At 30.3% G+C, this 20,150-nt stretch carries 16 protein-coding genes; 8 read left to right on the top strand and 8 right to left on the bottom strand.

Annotated features, from left to right (window positions below; all coding sequences use genetic code 11):
• Positions 1 to 143 precede the first annotated feature (143 nt).
• The 3 genes from JBL43_RS12355 (at position 144) to rlmB (ending at position 5,699) form a co-directional block, all read left to right on the top strand.
• Positions 144 to 3,323 carry a SusC/RagA family TonB-linked outer membrane protein gene (locus JBL43_RS12355; protein WP_198841740.1) on the top strand — a complete coding sequence of 1,060 codons (3,180 nt, stop codon included), beginning with the start codon at positions 144 to 146 and terminating at the stop codon, positions 3,321 to 3,323.
• 11 nt (positions 3,324 to 3,334) lie between these two features.
• A complete protein-coding gene (locus JBL43_RS12350; protein ID WP_198841739.1) occupies positions 3,335 to 4,876 on the top strand; it encodes a RagB/SusD family nutrient uptake outer membrane protein in 1,542 nt (513 codons plus the stop codon).
• An 88-nt stretch (positions 4,877 to 4,964) separates the two neighbouring features.
• A complete protein-coding gene (gene rlmB / locus JBL43_RS12345; protein ID WP_198841738.1) occupies positions 4,965 to 5,699 on the top strand; it encodes a 23S rRNA (guanosine(2251)-2'-O)-methyltransferase RlmB in 735 nt (244 codons plus the stop codon).
• 54 nt (positions 5,700 to 5,753) lie between these two features.
• Here the strand turns inward: rlmB and JBL43_RS12340 are convergent, their stop codons facing one another.
• The gene (locus JBL43_RS12340) at positions 5,754 to 6,413 is read right to left on the bottom strand and encodes a rhomboid family intramembrane serine protease (protein WP_198841737.1); all 660 of its coding nucleotides are present in this window, start codon (positions 6,411 to 6,413) and stop codon (positions 5,754 to 5,756) included.
• Positions 6,414 to 6,541: 128 nt separating this feature from the next.
• Between JBL43_RS12340 and JBL43_RS12335 the strand changes: the two genes are divergently transcribed.
• Positions 6,542 to 7,816, top strand: a complete 1,275-nt coding sequence (locus tag JBL43_RS12335; RefSeq protein WP_198841736.1) for a replication-associated recombination protein A — start codon at positions 6,542 to 6,544, stop codon at positions 7,814 to 7,816.
• A 79-nt stretch (positions 7,817 to 7,895) separates the two neighbouring features.
• On the opposite strand, the gene JBL43_RS12330 is transcribed toward JBL43_RS12335, so the two are convergent.
• The 4 genes from JBL43_RS12330 to JBL43_RS12315 all read right to left on the bottom strand — a co-directional run bounded on the left by JBL43_RS12330 (position 7,896) and on the right by JBL43_RS12315 (position 11,537).
• Positions 7,896 to 8,816 (bottom strand): hypothetical protein, encoded by a 921-nt coding sequence (locus JBL43_RS12330; RefSeq protein ID WP_198841735.1) that lies wholly within the window; start codon positions 8,814 to 8,816, stop codon positions 7,896 to 7,898.
• 35 nt (positions 8,817 to 8,851) lie between these two features.
• The gene (locus JBL43_RS12325) at positions 8,852 to 10,228 is read right to left on the bottom strand and encodes a DUF5723 family protein (protein WP_198841734.1); all 1,377 of its coding nucleotides are present in this window, start codon (positions 10,226 to 10,228) and stop codon (positions 8,852 to 8,854) included.
• Positions 10,229 to 10,266: 38 nt separating this feature from the next.
• Entirely contained in the window at positions 10,267 to 10,770 is a 504-nt protein-coding gene (locus tag JBL43_RS12320) for a hypothetical protein (RefSeq protein WP_198841733.1), read from the bottom strand.
• An 86-nt stretch (positions 10,771 to 10,856) separates the two neighbouring features.
• Positions 10,857 to 11,537, bottom strand: coding sequence for a YjjG family noncanonical pyrimidine nucleotidase (locus JBL43_RS12315; protein ID WP_198841732.1), 681 nt, complete (start codon positions 11,535 to 11,537; stop codon positions 10,857 to 10,859).
• Between the two features lie 78 nt (positions 11,538 to 11,615).
• Here JBL43_RS12315 and JBL43_RS12310 point away from each other — a divergent pair, with 78 nt between their 5' ends.
• The 3 genes from JBL43_RS12310 to JBL43_RS12300 all read left to right on the top strand — a co-directional run bounded on the left by JBL43_RS12310 (position 11,616) and on the right by JBL43_RS12300 (position 15,563).
• Complete coding sequence (locus tag JBL43_RS12310; RefSeq protein WP_198841731.1) at positions 11,616 to 12,872, top strand: lipopolysaccharide biosynthesis protein; 1,257 nt, start codon at positions 11,616 to 11,618, stop codon at positions 12,870 to 12,872.
• 289 nt (positions 12,873 to 13,161) lie between these two features.
• Entirely contained in the window at positions 13,162 to 14,292 is a 1,131-nt protein-coding gene (locus JBL43_RS12305; RefSeq protein WP_198841730.1) for a glycosyltransferase family 4 protein, read from the top strand.
• Positions 14,289 to 15,563 (top strand): oligosaccharide flippase family protein, encoded by a 1,275-nt coding sequence (locus JBL43_RS12300; protein WP_198841729.1) that lies wholly within the window; start codon positions 14,289 to 14,291, stop codon positions 15,561 to 15,563. Before JBL43_RS12305 ends, JBL43_RS12300 begins: the two co-directional genes overlap by 4 nt.
• Here the strand turns inward: JBL43_RS12300 and JBL43_RS12295 are convergent.
• The 3 genes from JBL43_RS12295 to radC form a co-directional block, all read right to left on the bottom strand.
• Positions 15,555 to 16,439 (bottom strand): GNAT family N-acetyltransferase, encoded by an 885-nt coding sequence (locus JBL43_RS12295; RefSeq protein WP_198841728.1) that lies wholly within the window; start codon positions 16,437 to 16,439, stop codon positions 15,555 to 15,557. The genes JBL43_RS12300 and JBL43_RS12295 overlap by 9 nt on opposite strands.
• Positions 16,440 to 16,449: 10 nt before the next feature.
• Positions 16,450 to 17,760 carry a polysaccharide deacetylase family protein gene (locus JBL43_RS12290; RefSeq protein WP_198841727.1) on the bottom strand — a complete coding sequence of 437 codons (1,311 nt, stop codon included), beginning with the start codon at positions 17,758 to 17,760 and terminating at the stop codon, positions 16,450 to 16,452.
• Positions 17,761 to 17,848: 88 nt separating this feature from the next.
• Positions 17,849 to 18,547 (bottom strand): RadC family protein, encoded by a 699-nt coding sequence (gene radC, locus JBL43_RS12285; RefSeq protein WP_198841726.1) that lies wholly within the window; start codon positions 18,545 to 18,547, stop codon positions 17,849 to 17,851.
• 253 nt (positions 18,548 to 18,800) lie between these two features.
• On the opposite strand from radC, the gene trkA reads away from it, so the two are divergent.
• Positions 18,801 to 20,150, top strand: a complete 1,350-nt coding sequence (trkA, locus tag JBL43_RS12280) for a Trk system potassium transporter TrkA (RefSeq protein WP_198841725.1) — start codon at positions 18,801 to 18,803, stop codon at positions 20,148 to 20,150.

Here is a 20,150-nt window from a genome sequence, read left to right as displayed (position 1 = left end):
TGACGCAACCATTCCAAAACACTATCATCTTACAATAATATCTCCTTAATAAACAAGCCTACTTTAACGTAATTTATGTTAAATAGTTGTTTTATTAACATAATTTTATCACTTTTGCCACAATTAATTCAAATAATGATAATATGAAAACAAAGTTTAGTGGATTTTTAACGCTATTACTAGCGTTTATGGTGCAATTAACGTTTGCACAAGAAAAAACTGTTTCAGGTACAGTTTCTGATGAAACAGGGCCTTTACCAGGAGTAAACATTTTAATTAAAGGTACCACTATTGGTACTGACACAGATTTTGATGGTAATTATTCCATCAAAGCAAAAGCTGGTGATGTACTTGTTTTTAGCTTTGTAGGTATGCAATCAATTCAAAAAACTGTTGGAAATAACAATACTATAAGTATAGTAATGCAATCTGACAACTTATTAGAAGAAGTTGTTGTTACAGCTTATGGTACCCAGAAAAAAGAATCATTAACTGGTTCTGTAGCCGAAATTAAATCAGAAGAATTTGCTAAAGCACCTTCTGGTAATGCAATTACTGGTTTAACTGGTAAAGTTGCTGGTGTGCAAATCTATGCAGGGTCAGGTCAACCTGGAGCTGCTCCTTCTGTACGTTTTAGAGGTATTGGTTCATTAACAGGTTCTTCTGAGCCTCTTTATGTTGTTGACGGTGTACCGTTCAATGAATCTATTACAAGTATAAACCCAAATGACATTGAATCAATGTCGTTTGTAAAAGATGCATCTGCAGCTTCTTTATATGGTAGCCGTGGTGCAAATGGTGTTGTAATTATTACAACTAAAAAAGGTAAAAAAGGTAAACTAAGTGTGAATTTAGATCTTAGAACTAGTTTTACTGATAGAGCCGTAAAAGATTACGATTTTATAGATAATGGTGGTGACTATTATGAAACTTACCACAAAATGTTAAAAGGTGGATTTATTACAGATGGTGGTTTATCTGAAGCTGATGCTGGTCAAAAAGCATCTGATGAATTAATCACTGGCCCTGTAGGTCTAGTGTACAACACTTATGGTGGTGACAATACTTCTGTTGTTTCTCCTAATGGTCAAATTAGATCAGGAAGCCCTTTATGGACTTCAGATTGGGAAGATGAATTATTTGACAATTCAAGTGGTGTTAACACGGCTTACTTAAGTGTTTCTGGTGGTAGTGAAAATACTACTTACTTTTTCTCTGCTGGTCATGAAGACAACACTGGGTATAATATTAATACTGGTTTTAAAAGATATACTTTTAATACTACAATTGATTCTGATGTTACAGATAACATTAAATTTGGTGCCAATGTAAACTATTCTAATAGAGAGCAAAAAGGAACATTAACTAATAACATTACAGGTAACTTTAACTGGGTAAGAGTTGTTGCTCCTATTTATCCTGTATATGCTTTAGATCATGCAACAGGAATTCCTGTTACGGATGCTAACGGCAACAAACTATATGATTCTGAAGCTGTTACTTCTCCAAATTCTCTAGGTGTAAGACCATTTAATGGTTTTTCAAATCCGGTTGCCCTTCAAAAATTAAATGTAAACGAAAGTCAAAGAGATAATTTCACAAGTAGATTTTATTCTAAAATTAAATTTTTAAAAGACTTTACATTTACTTATAACTTTGGTCTTGATTTAGCTAATTACAATACTGTTGATTACACGAACAAAATTGTTGGTAGTGGTATTGCTCCAAACGCAAGAATTACTGAAGAATATGGTAGAGGACAAACTTTTACTAATCAACAATTATTAAATTATTCAACATTACTAGGTGATCGTCATACTATTGACATCTTAGTAGGTCATGAATCTTCTAATTACAACTTTAAAAACATTGAAGCTGATAAAAAAGATCAATTTATTTCTACAGATTTGTCTTTAGACTTATTTGCTGAAAATGATGGTTCTGGTAGTGTAAGAGGTGGTGCTAATGAGTATAACTTAGAAGCATATTTTGCTAGAGCATTATACGATTTCGATAATAAATATTACATTAACGGTAGTATTAGGAGAGATGGTTCTTCTGTTTTCAGTCCAGATAACAGATGGGGTACATTTTATGGTGCTGGTGCAGCATGGAGAGTTTCTCAAGAAAACTTTATGGCTGATGTAAGTTGGATTTCTGAATTGAAATTAAAAACTAGTTTTGGGCAATTAGGTAACGACGTTGTTTATTATCCATTATCATATACTGGCAATGTAATTATTAGAAATTATGCTCCGTATTTAGATCAATGGGATGTTGTTTCTGATGGTTTAGATTTTAGCTTAACTAAAACTGTACTTGGTAATGAAGATTTGAAATGGGAAACTTCGACAAATTTTAATGCTGGTTTTGAATTGAGAATGTTTAACGACAAACTTACAATTGAAGCTGAATACTTTCAAAGAAAAATTTCTGATTTATTGTATAACAGACCTTTATCACCTTCTAGTGGATTACCATCAGTTCCAGAAAATGTTATGGACATGCAGAACACAGGAGTTGAGTTAAGTATTGCTTACAACATTATTAATAATGAAAATTTAACATGGGATTTTGATGTAAACGCAACTTCTTATAAAAATGAAATTACAAAATTAGCACCTGGTAGAGAATTTATTGACAATGGTATTTACCGTTGGGTAAAAGGTGGTGGTGCTTATGATTATTTTACTCGTAAGTTTGAAGGTGTAAATTCGACTACAGGTATGACACAATGGGGAACTGATTTTGATTTCGAAGAAGATGGTACTACACCAACTAACGGAATAACTGAAGATTATTCAAGAGCTACTGAGTACGCAATAGGTAAAACTGCTTTACCTGATGTTTATGGTGGTTTTTCTACCACTGTGAATTACAAAAACTTCGACTTTGGTTTAGATTTTTCTTACCAAATTGGAGGTTATGCGTATGATAATATCTATAGTGGCGGTTTCACTGGTAAAACAGGTCAAAATTTCCATAATGATTATTCACAAACTTGGAGCTATGATAATACAACAGCATCATTACCTCGTATCGTAGAAGGGTCTAATAACTATTCAACTTCTGACTTTTATTTAGAGGATGCTACACATATTAGTTTAAATAACATTTCTTTAGGTTATTCTATTCCAGAAAGTGTTTTAGACAAAGTAGGTATTGACAATATTAGAGTTTATGGATTAGCTAACAACTTAGCATTATGGACTAAATCTGACAGACAAGGTTTTGATCCACGTGCAAGTGTAACCGGTGGTAATAACACTGTAAGATACTCAACACTAAAAACTGTTGCTTTTGGTGTAACTGTTAAATTTTAAAAAAAGAAATTATGAAAAAAATATTTTTATTATTAATAACTGCCGCTGCATTTACAAGTTGTAGCGAGGAGTTTATAACTTCAGATCTTCAAAATATTGTAACAGATGAAACAATTGCAGAATTATCTGCTGAATCACCTGAAGCATTATTAAATATCGCATCATCATTTGATGCCGGTACCATTAATAATTTAAGAACTTATGGTGTTGGTGGTACAACTGGCCATAATGATTATGGACAAAAATCAATAGATTTGATGATGGATATTATGTCTAATGACATGGAAACATTAGAATCTAACACGGGTTGGTACATGACACTTTATAATTATACTGGTCGTGTTCAAAATTTAAACGCAACAAGTGTAATTTGGAATTATTATTACGAAATCATTAAAGGAGCAAACCAAACTATTGGTTTAATAGGTAATGTACCTGAAGAAAGCTTAACTGATGATCTTAAATATGTTTTCTCAAGAGCAAAAGCAATTAGAGGATATGCTTATTTGTATTTAATACAAATTTATCAAAAAGGACAACCTGCATTAACTGATTTAGGAGTTCCTATTATTGATCCAACGGCTGACGTTCTTAATGGTCCTGGTTTTGGTAGATTAACTGTTCAAGATGTATACAATCAAATTGAAACTGATTTAACAGAAGCTTTTGACGGTTTAGATGGTTATGCAAGACCTGATAAAACAGCTGTAAATCAAGAAGTTGTTGCTGCTCTTTTAGCTAAATTTTACTTAGTTTGGGGTACAATTGACAATAGTAAATACCAAAAAGCTATTGATAATGCTATAATTGCACAAGGTGCTGGGTCTTTAAGTGGTTCTGACTTGTTAGATGGTTTTCAATTTATTTATAATCCTGAAGTAATTTGGGGTGCAGATCTAAATGTAGATACAAACAGTTACTATGCATCTTTCATTTCGCAAATGCAATCTTTTTCCGCTCAAAATCAATCAAATTATGGTACTACATTAGGTTACCCTGGTCAGTTAGCTCACCATAGGACTATTGATCCAAGGTTATATGCTGAAATCAAGTCTACCGATATTCGTAGTAACTGGTTTGGACCAGACAATGGTTACATTAAAGCAGGACAAGCTGATCAGTTTTATAACTATAAGTATTATGATAATACTGACTTTGAAGCAGACTACATTTATATGAGAGTTGCTGAATATTATTTAATTGAAGCTGAAGCAAAAGCAGAAATGGGTGATGATGCTGGAGCTGCTCAAGCTTTATATAATTTAATGACAACTAGAGATAGCTCTTATACTTTATCTACAAACACTGGACAAGACTTAATTGATGAAATTCGTCTTAACAGAAGAATTGAATTATGGGGTGAAGGATTCGGACTTTTAGATATGAAAAGATGGGGTGTAGGCTTAACAAGAGATTATGTAGGTTCAACACATCCTCAAAACTCTGGATTTTTTAATTTACCAGCTGGATCAAATTCATTTACATTTCAACTTCCTGAAGATGAAATTACTTTAAATGATGCTATTACAACAGCAGATCAAAATCCTAACTAAAATATTATAATATTTTAATTTTAGACCACCTCTTTCGAAACTTCGAGAGAGGTGGTTTTTTTATGTCCAAATTACATACCTTTGCTACATGAAAGAAACCTCGAACATATTTGGTATAAGAGCAATTATTGAAGCGATAAATGCTGACCAATCCATGGAAAAAGTATATATTCAGAAAGGACTTAGCGGTCATTTGTTCTCTGAATTAAATACGCTTATAAAGCAACATAACATTTCATCAAGTTATGTACCCATTGAAAAACTAAACCATCTTTCAAAAAATCAAAACCACCAAGGCGTTGTTGGAAAAATTTCTGCAATTGATTTCTATACCTTAGAAGATATTATAGTAAATAACCAGAAAGAAAATCCTTTATATCTCCTTCTAGATCAAATAACTGATGTTAGAAACTTTGGTGCCATTTTAAGAACAGCAGAATGTACAGGTGTAGATGCTATTATTATACCTAATCAAGGAAGTGCTCCACTAAATGCCGATGCCATTAAAACATCAGCCGGAGCTGCTTTTAAAATTCCTATTTGTAAAGTAAACCATTTGTTAGATGCGATCTACCATTTACAAGGTGAAGGTATCCAAATTGTTGGCATTACAGAAAAAACGGACACCACACTTTATGAGGTTGAATTTAACAAGCCCACCGCTTTAATTATGGGTTCAGAACATAAAGGTATTTCACCTGCCATTCTCAAAATAGCTGATGCTACAGCTAAATTACCATTACTAGGTGATATTGCATCACTAAACGTATCTGTAGCGTGTGGAGTGGCCTTATATGAAGTGGTAAGACAAAGGAGAAATTAACAGTAGTAGTCTTTCGCTGGCAGTTCTAACAAACTGTAAACTGTCATTGGTGAATTATTCTTCTTCATGATGTTCATCATACATCAGAAGAGGATCTTCTTCATCAAAATTTTCATCTTCCCAATAGTATTTTTCAGGTTGCGGACCATGTTTTCTATAGATGACGGCTAAAAGTATTCCTATTAAAAAACCTGATAAATGCCCTTCCCAAGAAACTCCTTCTTTGATTGGTAAAATGTACCATATCATACCACCATATAGAAATATCACAATTAATGATACCGCTATCAAACGATAATATTTACGAATCATTCCACTAAATAATATAAAACTAAACAGTAAATAAACAACCCCACTTGCTCCTATATGATACGCAGGTCTTGCTATTAACCAAGTTAATAAACCACTTAATAGAACTCCATAAATAAGTACTTTAAATGCAATATTTCTATAAAAATAAAACAACGCACTCATTAAAATAAAAAGTGGAATGGAATTATTAAATAAGTGTTTGACACCACTATGAATAAAAGGAGAAAAAACAATACCTCGTAATCCTTTTAACGTTTTTGGATACAAGCCATACTTCGTCAAATACAAATTATAATTTCCTTCTACCCAAAACACCACCCATAAAAACAGGACGAAATACAATGGTATTGCAATAACCATAGGTGAAAATTTAAATGGTTTATGTTCTTCTTGTAAATTCATAATTGGGTTATTACAAAAATATACCCATTTTTCTTAATATGCACATATTGTCATGAATTGCGTATGTTAATATCAAATATTTCTTTCAATTAAAACTAATCCACCTATGTTTTCTTTATTTTTGCATTATGGATGCACCACTAGCAGAACGTATACGACCAAAAAGCTTAGACGATTATATTAGTCAACAACATTTAGTTGGTGAAAAAGGAGCTTTAACGGCTCATATCAAAAGAGGTGTCATTCCGTCACTCATCTTATGGGGACCTCCAGGTATTGGTAAAACTACTTTGGCAAATATAATTGCTGAAGAATCTAAGCGTCCATTTTACACGTTGAGTGCTATTAATTCTGGTGTAAAAGATGTTAGAGAAGTTATTGAAAAGGCGAAACAAAGTGGCGGATTATTTACAACTAAAAATCCAATTTTATTTATTGATGAAATCCATCGTTTTAGCAAATCTCAACAAGATTCTTTATTAGGTGCCGTTGAAAAAGGATGGGTAACATTGATAGGTGCTACTACTGAAAATCCAAGTTTTGAGGTGATCCCTGCCCTACTCTCTCGTTGCCAAGTTTATATTTTAAATTCTTTTGACAAGAAAGATTTGATTGCCTTATTGAACAGAGCTATAGCTGAGGATCGGATTATTTCAAAAAAAAACATAGAATTAAAAGAAACAGATGCTTTATTGCAACTCTCTGGTGGTGATGCTCGAAAACTACTTAATATTTTTGAGTTGATTGTAAATGCAGAAGATGAACCTATTGTGATTACCAATGAAAAGGTTTTAGAAAAAGTTCAGAATAATACGGTCCGTTACGATAAAACTGGAGAACAGCATTATGACATTATATCTGCTTTTATTAAATCTATCCGTGGTAGTGATCCCAATGGTGCTGTATATTGGTTAGCAAGAATGATTGAAGGTGGTGAAGATGGTAAATTCATTGCCAGAAGACTAGTTATTTTAGCATCTGAAGATATTGGTAATGCCAATCCAAATGCCTTAATGTTGGCTACTTCTACCTTCCAAGCAGTTTCCGTAATTGGAAATCCTGAATCTCGAATTATACTAAGTCAATGTGCCGTTTATTTGGCTAATTCTCCTAAAAGTAATGCTTCATATATGGCCATTGGCAACGCCCAGCAATTGGTGCAGCAGACTGGTGATTTATCAGTACCTCTGCATTTAAGAAATGCTCCAACAAAATTAATGAAAGATTTAGATTATGGTAAAAATTATCAATATGCACATAACTATGCCGATAATTTTATTAATCAAGAATTTTTACCTGACGAAATTAAAAACACAAAACTATACGACCCCGGAAATAATAGTAGAGAAAATAATTTTAGAGAATTTCTAAAAAATCGATGGAAGGATAAATACGATTATTAATGTTTACTTGAAACAATAAGGTATCAAATTCTAAACGCCTATTTTCAGATAAATACAAGCGTATTCATCTTTTATAAGTTTACCATTTTACATCATATTCTCCCTTAATCAAATGACCACCGTGATAAAACTCAGCGTACCATTTATCGCCTTCTTTAAAGAAAGTACCTGATCTATCTTTTATATAATAAACACCTTCTTTTCCAGATTTTAATAATTGGAAAACAATTTTAGGCTCACTATCCACCAGGTTATAACCCATTCTGTTTTCTTGAGCATAAAGCTTCTTTGCAGTAGGCATTCCTAAAAGGGATCCTTTTTGATCTAAATCTTTAAAATTATTAATAAAACCAGATGTACTTGTTGTTTCCATCAATGTTTCTTCAATTTCAACAATTTCTTCTTCTACTTCAGCAACTTGAATTTCTTCCGGTATTTCAACCTCAGTAGATTCTATAATTTCAACTTCTTGCACAGCTTCTTCTACTGCATCTGCAGCGGCTTCCATTGCGGCATTTTTCGCATTTTCAATTTCACTCTTCGCAATTGATGTTTGTGACTTATCAGCGTTTGCATGGTTATAATTTTGAGCTGTTATAGATTCAAAAGCTTGGCGTAACGCCTCTTGATATCCTTTTTTATATTCCTTTTCTTTACTTTTCCCTTCTTCAGTAATCAATACTTTTTGATTTTTACAATTTATCAATTCGATAACCATTTTTGTGGTAAACATGTTAGAGGTATTATTAACACGAGCAGTTAAAACGTCGCAAGGATTTTTTGCAATTTCAGATGACATTTCTAGGTTATCAAACTGCGTTATAAACCCTTCTTTTTCAAATAAAAATTTAGTTAAGGAATTTAATTGATATTGATCATCCGTTTTTTGAAAATCATATTTTGCAGGAATAATTACATACTTATAGTCATCTAATGATTGTCCGATAATTGTATTAGATATAAAAATTGCAACAATAATAAACAACGAACTCAATTTCATAATATAGATTTTAGCCAATAAAGATAAGAATAATTTTAGTCAAAAATTAAATTCATTCCTAAACTAAGAGACATTTTTTTTGAATCATATAAATCTTTGTATCCTAAAACATTATCTACTGACGCATACAAACTAAACTTTCTAATCCTCGCTGCAAATCCAATTCCTATATTCGAAAATGAATAACTATCTAATGTATAGGTAACTTTGGTCTGCAAAAAATTACTAATCCTTCTTGAATAATAAACGGTAGCCGCTGTTTGAGGAAGTTTAGGTCTAAATATACTATACAGCTGAACACCTAGCTCATTTTGATAATTATATTGTGAAAATCCATTATTAGTATGGCAATCAATAATAGATGTATATTTTCTAATTTGTTTTCCAAAACCATAATGTACACTAGCATTAAATTTAGCTGAAGGAAAAGAGAAGTATGTTTTTGATACCTCTTTACGCTCAACTTGCTCATCAAAATCTACTCTTAAATCCTCCCAATAAGGAATAGGGTCATTTTCAGGTATGATAAGTCCAACACCTTCTAATTCATAATTTCCAGAAACTTTATAAGAACTAATATCTTTAGAATAACTTATAAAACCTACATCAAGCAGACTTGCAGATATCTTTAACTTATCGTTTAAATTGTAAGTAAAACCAGCATCAACCCCGAGCCCCAAATTACCACCTAAAAACATATTTGAAAATATACTCTTACCAGATAAAGCAAACTCATCATTTTTTATTAAGCCAGAAGATTGTATCAGAAAATCAATATTATTTAACTCATGTTGATACACATTGTTTTCGCCCAATACCGATTTAAAATTGCCTTTATTATTAACTGATTGTACGTTGAAAATTCCTGAATATAATTTCGCTCGAATGCCAACATTTAATTTATTATTTATTTTTCTTGAGATACCTGCATGAAAAACACCAAACGCTTGTCCTTTAAAATTTAATTCATTAAAATTTGTAGTGTTATTTAAATTGATATTACCATTTTCATCCGTATTTCCTTGATAAAATAAAATGGTTAATTCTTTAGGGTAATAGGCGACAAAATCGAATTCTTGATAAAATCCAAAATTTAAATAATCGCGATCATTATGTAATTTATAACCTATATTAATGATATCTAATTGTTCATTAACAGTAACAAAATCTGTTGCTTTCATTCTAAAAAGTTGGTTCCGAAGTTTATCGTTTATATCTATACCGTCTTTAGCCAAGACATCCGTAATCGTCAAATTATTTGAACCAACATTAACATAAATACCTGAAAACAATGGAATACCAATATGCTTTCTATAATTAGCTTCTGCTCCTGGATTTACCATTAAAGATTGTGGAATATCATTATTTCCAAAAATGAATTTCTTATTCTGAGCATAACTTTGTGACATCATAAAGCACAAAAAGAGAAGCATATATTTATTTTTCTGCCTCAATTTATCTTGAAAATAAAGTTAGTGGATGATTTTAAATTAAGATTCATTTGAACGTCCTTATCCAAAATACTTAAATCTGAGCTCGGTTGTAAATAGATTGTTATTCTTAGCTTGCGTGAACGTTTTAAAGATAATAGACCTAAACCATCAAAACGTTGCAGGTGATTTAATTTACCATTGTTTGGTACATTAAAGGTGAAACTTTCAGTAATACTGTCATCTTCATTTAAAAAAGAAAACTCAACATCAAAATTTCTATTGAATGTATTTTCAACATCAAAATTAAAATCTGCCTGAACTAAATTTTCTTGGACATATTCAGAATTAAAAATATCAATAATACTGACATCCGTTAAGGTAGCAACTTCAGCACTATTATCTGCATTCAAAAATTGGTTTTGAGTGAGGTTAAGAAAAATAAAGGAAGCTGTAAAACTTTGGTCAAATTCTATATTTTCTAACTGATCAAAATCAACTGTGCTAGTGCAAGACAGTATCATTTGCAATATTATAATTCCCAATAAACATTTAGTAAAGAACTTCACAGAATTTAATATTGTGGTTATTTAACCATAGTTATTCCCCATTAAAGATATTGTTTTATTTCTAAAAGGCCGGTTATATTAATAACACCATCTGTTTCTGTGTTATGATTTTCTTTAAAATGTATCGTTTTCATGCCTACGGCCTTTGCCCCTAGAATATCGGCTTCAAAATTATCACCAATCATTACACTATCATAAATAGTAGCTTCCGCTAACTGCATAGCATGTTGAAAAATTTTGGCGTTTGGTTTTTTGACGCCCACGCTCTCGGAGGTAATTATTTTATCAAAGAATTCTAGTATACCAGAAGTCTTCATTTTTTCAGTTTGAACTTCATCAAATCCATTCGTTATAATATGCAACCCATATTTTGGCGATAAATAATTCAATATTTCAACTGCACCATCAAAAAGGGTATTATAATTTGATAAATTATCGATATACACTTTACTTAATAGATCTATTTTAGGGTCAGAAATTTGATACGACAATAAATCAAATGTTTCTTTTAACCGTTTATATCTTAAAAGTTTCTTACTCACACGATCTTCACGATAAAGCTTCCAATACTTTAAATTTATAGGTTTATAATGAATTAAAAATTCATCAATATTCACTTCTATTCCATTTTCTTTGAATATAAATTCAAAAGCTTGAGCTGAATTGGTTTCAAAATCCCATAAGGTATGGTCTAAATCGAAAAAAATATGTTTTATTGACATTAAGGAAGATAAATGATTATGTTTGATGGTAAAATTACAACTTTAGAAGTTGTCTTTAATCTCAAATATAAGTTTATAGTGAAATTTAATCTTAAATTCATATTTACAACTCCATTTCAAAAAAACATTGCAACACTTTTTAGTGGCACTTTATTAGCTCAATTAATAAATGTAATTGGTGCTTTGTTTTTAGCAAAATTATATGCTCCTGAATTTTATGGAGCTTATAGTGTTTTTTTAAGTTTTGTAAGTATTTTAACTATTGTAAATAGTTTGAAATTAGAATATGTTATAATTACTGATACATCAGAAGAAAAAAGTAATAATATGGTCAATGCCATATTGATAATTGTTTTAATAGTTAGTATTATACATTTATTCCTTTTCGAACGCTTTAAAGATTTTTTTTTTAAGCACGGAATTATTTATATGCTATTATTATTAAGTAGTATAACCTCAATGTTTTTATCGAATGCCAAATTATTGGAATCTTATGCTACGAGAAAATCATGGTTTAAAAAAATTGCAAATGCCAGAGTTTTAATGGCAATAAGTACGGTGCTATTTCAATTTATATTATTTTACTACAGTAACAATGGACTTATTTATGGATATGCAGGTGCTGTACTTGTCCTTTTTGTTTTTTACATTTTAATTTCGAAAAATATTATTAAAAAGCCTGATTTAGCACTATTCAAAAATACGGTTAAGTATCATAAAAACATTATCCGTTTTGCGTATCCTTCAGGATTGATTAATGGTATTGCCAATTACATTTTACCCATATTGATACTAGCTTACTTTTCTGCGGCAGAATCTGGAGTTTATGCGTTAGGTTTAAAAGTAGTATCCGTACCTCTATTTATTATTTCTTCTTCCATTTCGCAAGTTTATTTTCAGAAAGCATCAGATTTTTTTAATCATGCAAAATACAAACTTTATGATTTCACAAAAAGAGTAGCCCTAACAAATATATTAATTATGTTAGCCATTCTATTGGTTATAAACACCATTGGCATTTATGTATTAGAATTATTTTTTGATAAGGATTGGGAAAATTTAAGTATTTATATTGTCATTCTCTCTTTCTTTGTACTTGGTCAAGTAGCCTTTTCGCCTATTAGTTCATTAATAGTTATTATTAATAAAATGCATATAGGATTGATTTTTAATATTACCTTGGCTTTTATTAATTTTATAGCCATTTACGTTGGTCAGCTCTATAATAATATCGTTTACACCGTTCTTATTTTCTCTATTGTTGGCGGACTGAGTTATATTATATTATTAATTTATTTTTTATCATTACTTAAAACGTATACAAAAGAGGTCTAACATTAATTTAAGGCAAAGCATAGATTTTATCGTTGTCAGATGAATAGTCAATTTAACCAATTGCAAAATCAGATAATGATAACAAAAATGATTGAAAATGATATTCAAATTATTTGCAATTAACTACGGAACGTTATAACTTTAAAAGTTCAGGCTAATGTATTTTCAACGTCCCAAATGGAATAATCCCAATCTAGAAAACGTGTTTTACATGTATGAAGCTCATTTAATAGTATTAGACACAATGATGCCATTTTTTAAATTTTCATCTTTGAATAAACTTATCTAATTGGAAAAAAAGTTACATATTCTATTTTTAAATGGATGGTACCCTTCTAGGGTAATGCCTTACAACGGTGACTTTATACAGAGACATGCGGAAGCAGTAGCTATAAAAAGTAAAGTGACCTCTATACATGTTATTACAGATGAAAATATCAATAATAACTTAGAAATTGAAAAAAACCAAATTAATGGTGTTACTACCATAATTGGTTATGTAAAACCAACTCAAAATAAAATTTTAAAAGGATATTTATTTTATAAAGCTTACAAGCAAATTTTTAAATTAATTGAACCTTATCAATTTGTACATGTTAATAGAATTTATCCCATTGGACTCATTGCTGTATATCTAAAAATATTTAAAAAGAAGCCCTTTATAGTATCCGAGCATTGGACAGGTTATCTTACTCATAAAATAAGAGGGCTTGAAAAATTTTTATCTAAATCAATAGCAAAAAACGCTTCCTATATCTGCCCTGTTAGTGATCATTTAGGTTCAATGATGCTAAAAAATGGATTAAAAGGTAATTATACAACGATACCTAATGTAGTTAATACGGATATTTTTAAGCCACTAAAAATAAAAAATAAGACATTTACATTATTGCACATCTCGCATATGGGAGACAAACATAAAAACATTTCTGGCCAACTAAGAGTAATGGCCAAACTAAAAGAAGAAATCTCTAACTTTAATTTTTATTTAATTGGAGAAAACTCTTTTAGGTATCAACCAATTATAAAAGAACTAAATATAGAATCTAACGTAATTCTCATAAATCAAATAAAGCATTCTGAGATTCCGGAATATATGCATAAAGCTGATTTACTTATTCAATTTAGTAATTACGAAAATCTTCCGTGCGTAATTTTAGAAGCTTTTGCTTGTGGATTGCCTGTTATATCAACAAATGTTGGCGGTATTTCTGAACATTTTCCTAAAAACTTTGGTGCTCTCATCACAAAAAATGATGAAAAAGAATTATTAAATAGTATCTTAAAATTTTATGAGACCAGTACTAACGATAATGCTGTAATTATGCATAATTATATAGAATCAAAATTTTCTCCTCAGGTTCTTTGTGATAAATTTACAAGTCTATACGAACAAGCATTATTAAGAATTAATAAATGATAGACGGGTTAAAAGATTTACTATCAGGTTTTAGAAACAGGAATGGTATAAGTATTTTTTATGCTACTATTTTAGCTAGAATATTATCTTTCTTTACTTCTTGGATTGCTTTACAACTGATAGACAGTAAAGATTTGGGTGTTGTAATTTATGCTTTTACCATAATTTCATTTATAATACCCATAAGTGGATTAGGACTTCATCAAAGTTTAATAAGATATGGGTCATTATCAGCATCTGATACTACCAAAAATCAAATCTTTAAATATGTATTAAATAAAGGGTTAATATCTTCAATTGTATTAGTATTAATAATAATTTTACTTAGTTTACTCTTTAAAAGTTATTTTCTAAATGGTATTAATTACCTTATTATTTTATCATTTGCAATCCCTACATTTTTCCTTTTAGAAATTGTAAAAGTTCAGTATAGACTTAAACATCAAAATAAAACATTCGCATTAGTTGAAGTTACTTATAATATTTTACTCATAATTTTAGTGACTATTTTAAGTTATACTTACAAAGAGTTGGGTTATGCCATTGCTTTGGTTACAGCTCCATTATTAACTTCAGTACTTTTTATCAAGAAATTAAACATTGATTTTAAAATAAATGTAAAACCAGATATTATAAATTTTGGATTTTGGAAATATGGTTTTTTTGCAAGCCTTTCAAATGTTGCAACAAAATTTTTAACCGCAATAGATATTCTCTTGATTGGGTATTTATTAAAAAATTCAGAAATGGTTACTGTTTATAAATATATTTCTCTTATTCCTCTGAGCTTACTATTTATCTCACAAGTTTTTATTACAACTGATTTTGTTAATTTAACTGAAAACATTTACAACAAAAATTACATTAAAAAGTACATTAAAAATTACATCTTTTTATTTGTATTTGTAAGTATTTGCATTGGGTTTTCCTCTTGGTTATTTGCCAAAGACTTATTACTTTTTTTCGGAACTGAATTTGTAAATTATAAAGCCTCGTTCTTAGTTTTAATATTGGGAGCCATTGGTATTTTAATTTTAAGAGGTCTATATGGTAATCTTCTTTCAATCATTGGCAAAGCCAATATCAACTACTATATCGCTATATCAGCAATTGTTTTAAATGTAATTCTTAATTATTATTTAATACCCAAATATGGCATTTATGGAGCTGCTTTAACCTCAACGATATTAATGTGGATAACAGGATTTATTTCTTGTTTTGTTTTTTACAAGTTGTATAAAAAGTTTCTCGTACATCAACAATTAGATTAATTGCCATTTTTTATATTGAAAATAGGTTTCTTTTATTGCACCAAAACTTTTATAAAAAGATGCTATTTTAGTAATCATAGAGCCTTCAAAATCTAAAACAAATGGTTGACCTGCATGGTGTTTAATTATAAAATCAATTAAAAAAGACATGGCTTGTTTTTCTCTACCTAAATTATTTAATGCTGAAAACAAATTTGTAATTCTATATTTATCTTTTAAAAAAATAGCCCCTCCAAGTAGTTTGTCATTTGAATTAAAAACTTCATAAATGAGTATTTCCCCTAAGAGTTGGCCTTGATTAACTAATCGTTGTAGTGCTAAATAATCTTGTGCAGATTTTTGTAAATCTTCTCCTTTATTTTCTCTAAACAACTCAATAATTGAATCTGCCGAAATTGTCTTTTTTATTTTTAAACCAAACTTTTGAGCTTGCTTCACACTACTTTTTCGACCTTTTGAATACCCTTTTAGCAACACCTGATAACTGCTATTTTCTAGAGGTAGTACAAAATTATCTCTAGGTTCCATACGATTTATAGAAAAATGATTGGAACTGTTGAGCATCATATCAATCAATTTAAACTTCTTCGGTATCTTTTGAATAAAATCTTCAAATAATTTCGATTCTATTTTTTTGTCCGAAAAAAGCCCCAATTGCTGTATCCAAGGAGCTTGGTAAATATAATTAATTCCGTATTTAACGCGTCTCGGCAACGGCATAACAGCGTCGTAATCATCTAACACCAACACATCCCATGTATCACAGACAGCATCTAAATACCAACTATAACCATAAACACGGCTATTTATTGAATCTAAAACACAATTATCATATTTCGAAAAGTCAACCTGACTCCTAGTTAGATACCTAATCATAAAAAATATTTTAGGCTGTTGGCGTTAACTTTTTAAACATATCTATGTAAATTTTACGCCATCGTCTCCATCTGTATCTATTGCCTAAAGTCTCGTTATGAAATAGCGTAATAAAAGTACCATCCACTTTTTTAACCTGATTGGCTAAGTCAATAATTACTTCAAAAGACTGTTTATTTGGAAGTTTTAAATAATCTTTTAAAGTACCATCCATAACCGCAAAAGGAAAAACTTTTAATGGCGTTTGAATTTCAAATTCTAAATCATAGAAATAAAATGGAGTACATGTGCTTGCCCTAAAACCGAAATGAGAAGCATAACCCATCGTATAATCTTCCTTTACTTCTAAATTCACTAAATTTTGATAGGTTTCTGGTAAATCTAAACGTAGATAATGTTGTCGCGATTTTTCAATAGGTCTGTTAACGATAGATTCTAATCTTAATTTTTCTGATTGTAATTTACTTTCGTCTTTAGACGTAAAGTACGATGGATGCAATCCAACTTCAGCATAATCGGCCACAGATTTAATTAATGATTGATAACTCACATTTCTTGAAGAAGTGTTTTTATCGAAAGTAGTATACCCCCCCACAGAAAAGAAAAATATAGTTTTGATATTATATTGTTTTTGTAGACTAATGAGGTCATCAAAAGTATCGAAAGGGTCTTGTTTAAATCCTAAAATAACCAACGACCTATACCATAAATCAAAAAGTCTCAATTTTGATAAATCTCTAAAATATCCGGCCACTGTCCTTACCAATCCTTTATGTTTAAAACAGTAGGCAATATCAACATCTATAGTTGATATAAATTTGAATTCTCTTTTTTTTAATTTACCTGACGGGTACTTCTCTTTTAATATTTCCTTAAATTTATATGCCCAAATATCTATTAAAGGTTTATGTAAAAATTGATGTTTGAATGCTAGGCTATCTTCTGCTGGATAACGCTCATGTTCGTCTCTAAGGTGCGGTAAGTATTCTTCATACCTACTCACTAAATAAAAGGTAGCTGCAAAGATGTCAAATGGTACAGAAGCCTCTTGTCGTGTTTGAAAAAAACACTGAACGCCATTCCATTCGCCCATTTTAATTTCAATATCATTAATACCTTGCTCAAACAAAAGGTCAGTACTTCTAATAAATATTTCATTCCCGAAAGGTTGTTTACCATAAGACAATTTATATCCTTCATGGGCAATAAAATCTTCTACTTTTGATGTAAAATCAACTTGAATTTTTAAAATCCTTGTAAAAAAGTGTTTGAAAGTATAGGTTAACCTAGGCGTTATTTTATTGGTATATACTAGTAGCATTATTTTTTCATGTTCAGTTTTCGGCAGGCAGTTGCAGTCTTCGTATGACTATTCATAGTATAACAAACTTATAATTCTAATGTAAAAACTACATCAAATTACCATCTGCAAAGCTAAAGTAATCTTTTTCAGTTATTATTAAATGGTCTAATACTTTTATATCTAAAGTTTTACCTGCTTCTTGTATTTTTTTTGTCAAATCAATATCTGCTTTACTGGGTTTTAAATTTCCTGACGGGTGGTTATGACTGAGAATAATAGCAACGGACGAAAGCTCTAATGCTTTTTTAAATAACATTCTAACATCTACTAAAGTGCCCGTTATACCACCGCTACTTAATTTGTTTTTGTAAATAATTTTATTAGAATTGTTTAAATAAAGTAACCAAAATTCTTCATGTAATAATTCTCCAATTATGGGTTGCATAATTTCAAAAACCGCTTTACTACTAGATATTTTTGGCTTTATTAAAGCCTCTTCTAATCTTCGTCTTCGACCAAGCTCTAAGGCCGTAATTATGGTAATTGCTTTCGCATCTCCTATTCCTTTAAATTGCATGAGATCGTTAACAGACAGTTTACCCAATTCGCTTAGATTATTATTTACATTCGCTAAAATTCGCTTTGACAAATCTACAGCACTTTCTTGTCTATTTCCAGATCCAATTAATATAGCGACCAACTCTGCATCAGATAAAGAGTCTTTACCCTTAATTATTAATTTTTCTCTTGGTCTGTCATCTTCCTTCCAACCTTTGATTGAAGTTGGTTTATTTTGATCGTCCATGCTTACTACTCCTATTTATGAAATTATTCTTTTACTAGAATTTGTTCAATTTAATAAATAATTATCTTTCTATGCATTAAGTAGTTACTTAAAATATAAAAAAGGATCTTACTTATTAAATTTTATGCCCTTATACTTCTATAACACAACTATGGAAGTCAATAGCACTCATTTTCTACTAAAATTTAAAAAGTTCAAATAAGTATTAGAAAAAACAATACTTTTGTATATACTTTCAAATTTAAAATTATTTATGAGAATAATTATTGCTGGTGCTGGTGAAGTAGGTTTTCATTTAGCAAAGCTACTCTCTTTTGAAGCTCATGATATTACACTTATCGATGAAAAATCTGAACGTTTGCATTATGCTGATTTACGTTTAGATATAAAAGTGATGAAGGGTAATGCCACATCAATTCGAGTTTTAAAACAAGCTGATGTAAAACATACAGATTTGGTAATAGCAGTAACTTCAAATGAAACTGTTAATATAACTATATGCTTTTTAGCTAAAAGACTGGGTGCTAAGCAAACCATTGCGAGAGTTCGTAATTCAGAATTCATAGATAATAAAAATGAAATCAATTTTTCAGAATATGGAATTGATGAATTAATTTCTACAGAAGAATTAGCTACCAAAGAAATTAAAATGTTGCTTAATCAAGCTGCATTTAACCATATGCACGAGTTTGAAGATGGTCGATTAAGCTTATTAGGTATTATACTTTCTAAATCGGCACCCTTTGTAGGTATGTCTGTAAAAGAAGCGGCGGCTACTTTTCCAGAAATTCATTTTATGCCCATTGCCATACAAACGGACAACTCTAGTAATAGTATAATCCCTAGAGGGGATACCATCTTTAAAAGTGGGGACCTCGCCTTTTTTATAACCGTAAAAGAAGGGGTTAATGAGTTATATAAATTAACTGGAAAAACAAGAGAACCCGTAAAAAATATAATGATATTGGGTGGAAGTTCTGTAGGAAGAAGAGTAGCTAAACAACTCTGCAGCAAACATCTTAATGTAAAAATTATAGAAAAAAATAAAACGAGAGCTTTAGAATTGGCCGATAGACTACCCAATGCTTTGGTTATACATGGTGACGGTAGAGATATTGAATTATTAGATGAAGAAAGTATAGAATGTATGGATGTTTTTATTGGAGCTACAACCAGTTCTGAAGCAAATATTATGGCCTGTCTTATTGCAAAATCAAAAGGTGTTAAAAAAACCATTGCTATGGCTGAGATTGTTGACTATTCAAAGCTTTCTCATTCCATCGGTATCCATAGTATTATCAATAAAAAATTATTAGCGGCAAACTCTATTTTTAAACATATAAGGAAAGGAGATGTATTAGAAATTGCTACCTTGAATAATTTAGATGTTGAAATTTTAGAATTTCAAGTTAGAGAAGGTTCTAAAATCACCACTAAAAACATAAGAGATTTAAACTTACCAAGAGAAGCTACTATTGGCGGTGTAATTAGAGATGGAATAGGAATGATTGCCTTAGGTGACTTTAGAATTCAAACCAATGATAAAGTAGTAGTTAGTTGTTTATCAGATACACTTAAACAGGTTGAAAAATTTTTCGCCTAA

The organism is Aureibaculum flavum (genome assembly GCF_016406085.1).
Classification (GTDB): domain Bacteria; phylum Bacteroidota; class Bacteroidia; order Flavobacteriales; family Flavobacteriaceae; genus Aureibaculum; species Aureibaculum flavum.
This window is presented reverse-complemented; position numbering and strand designations above follow the sequence as displayed.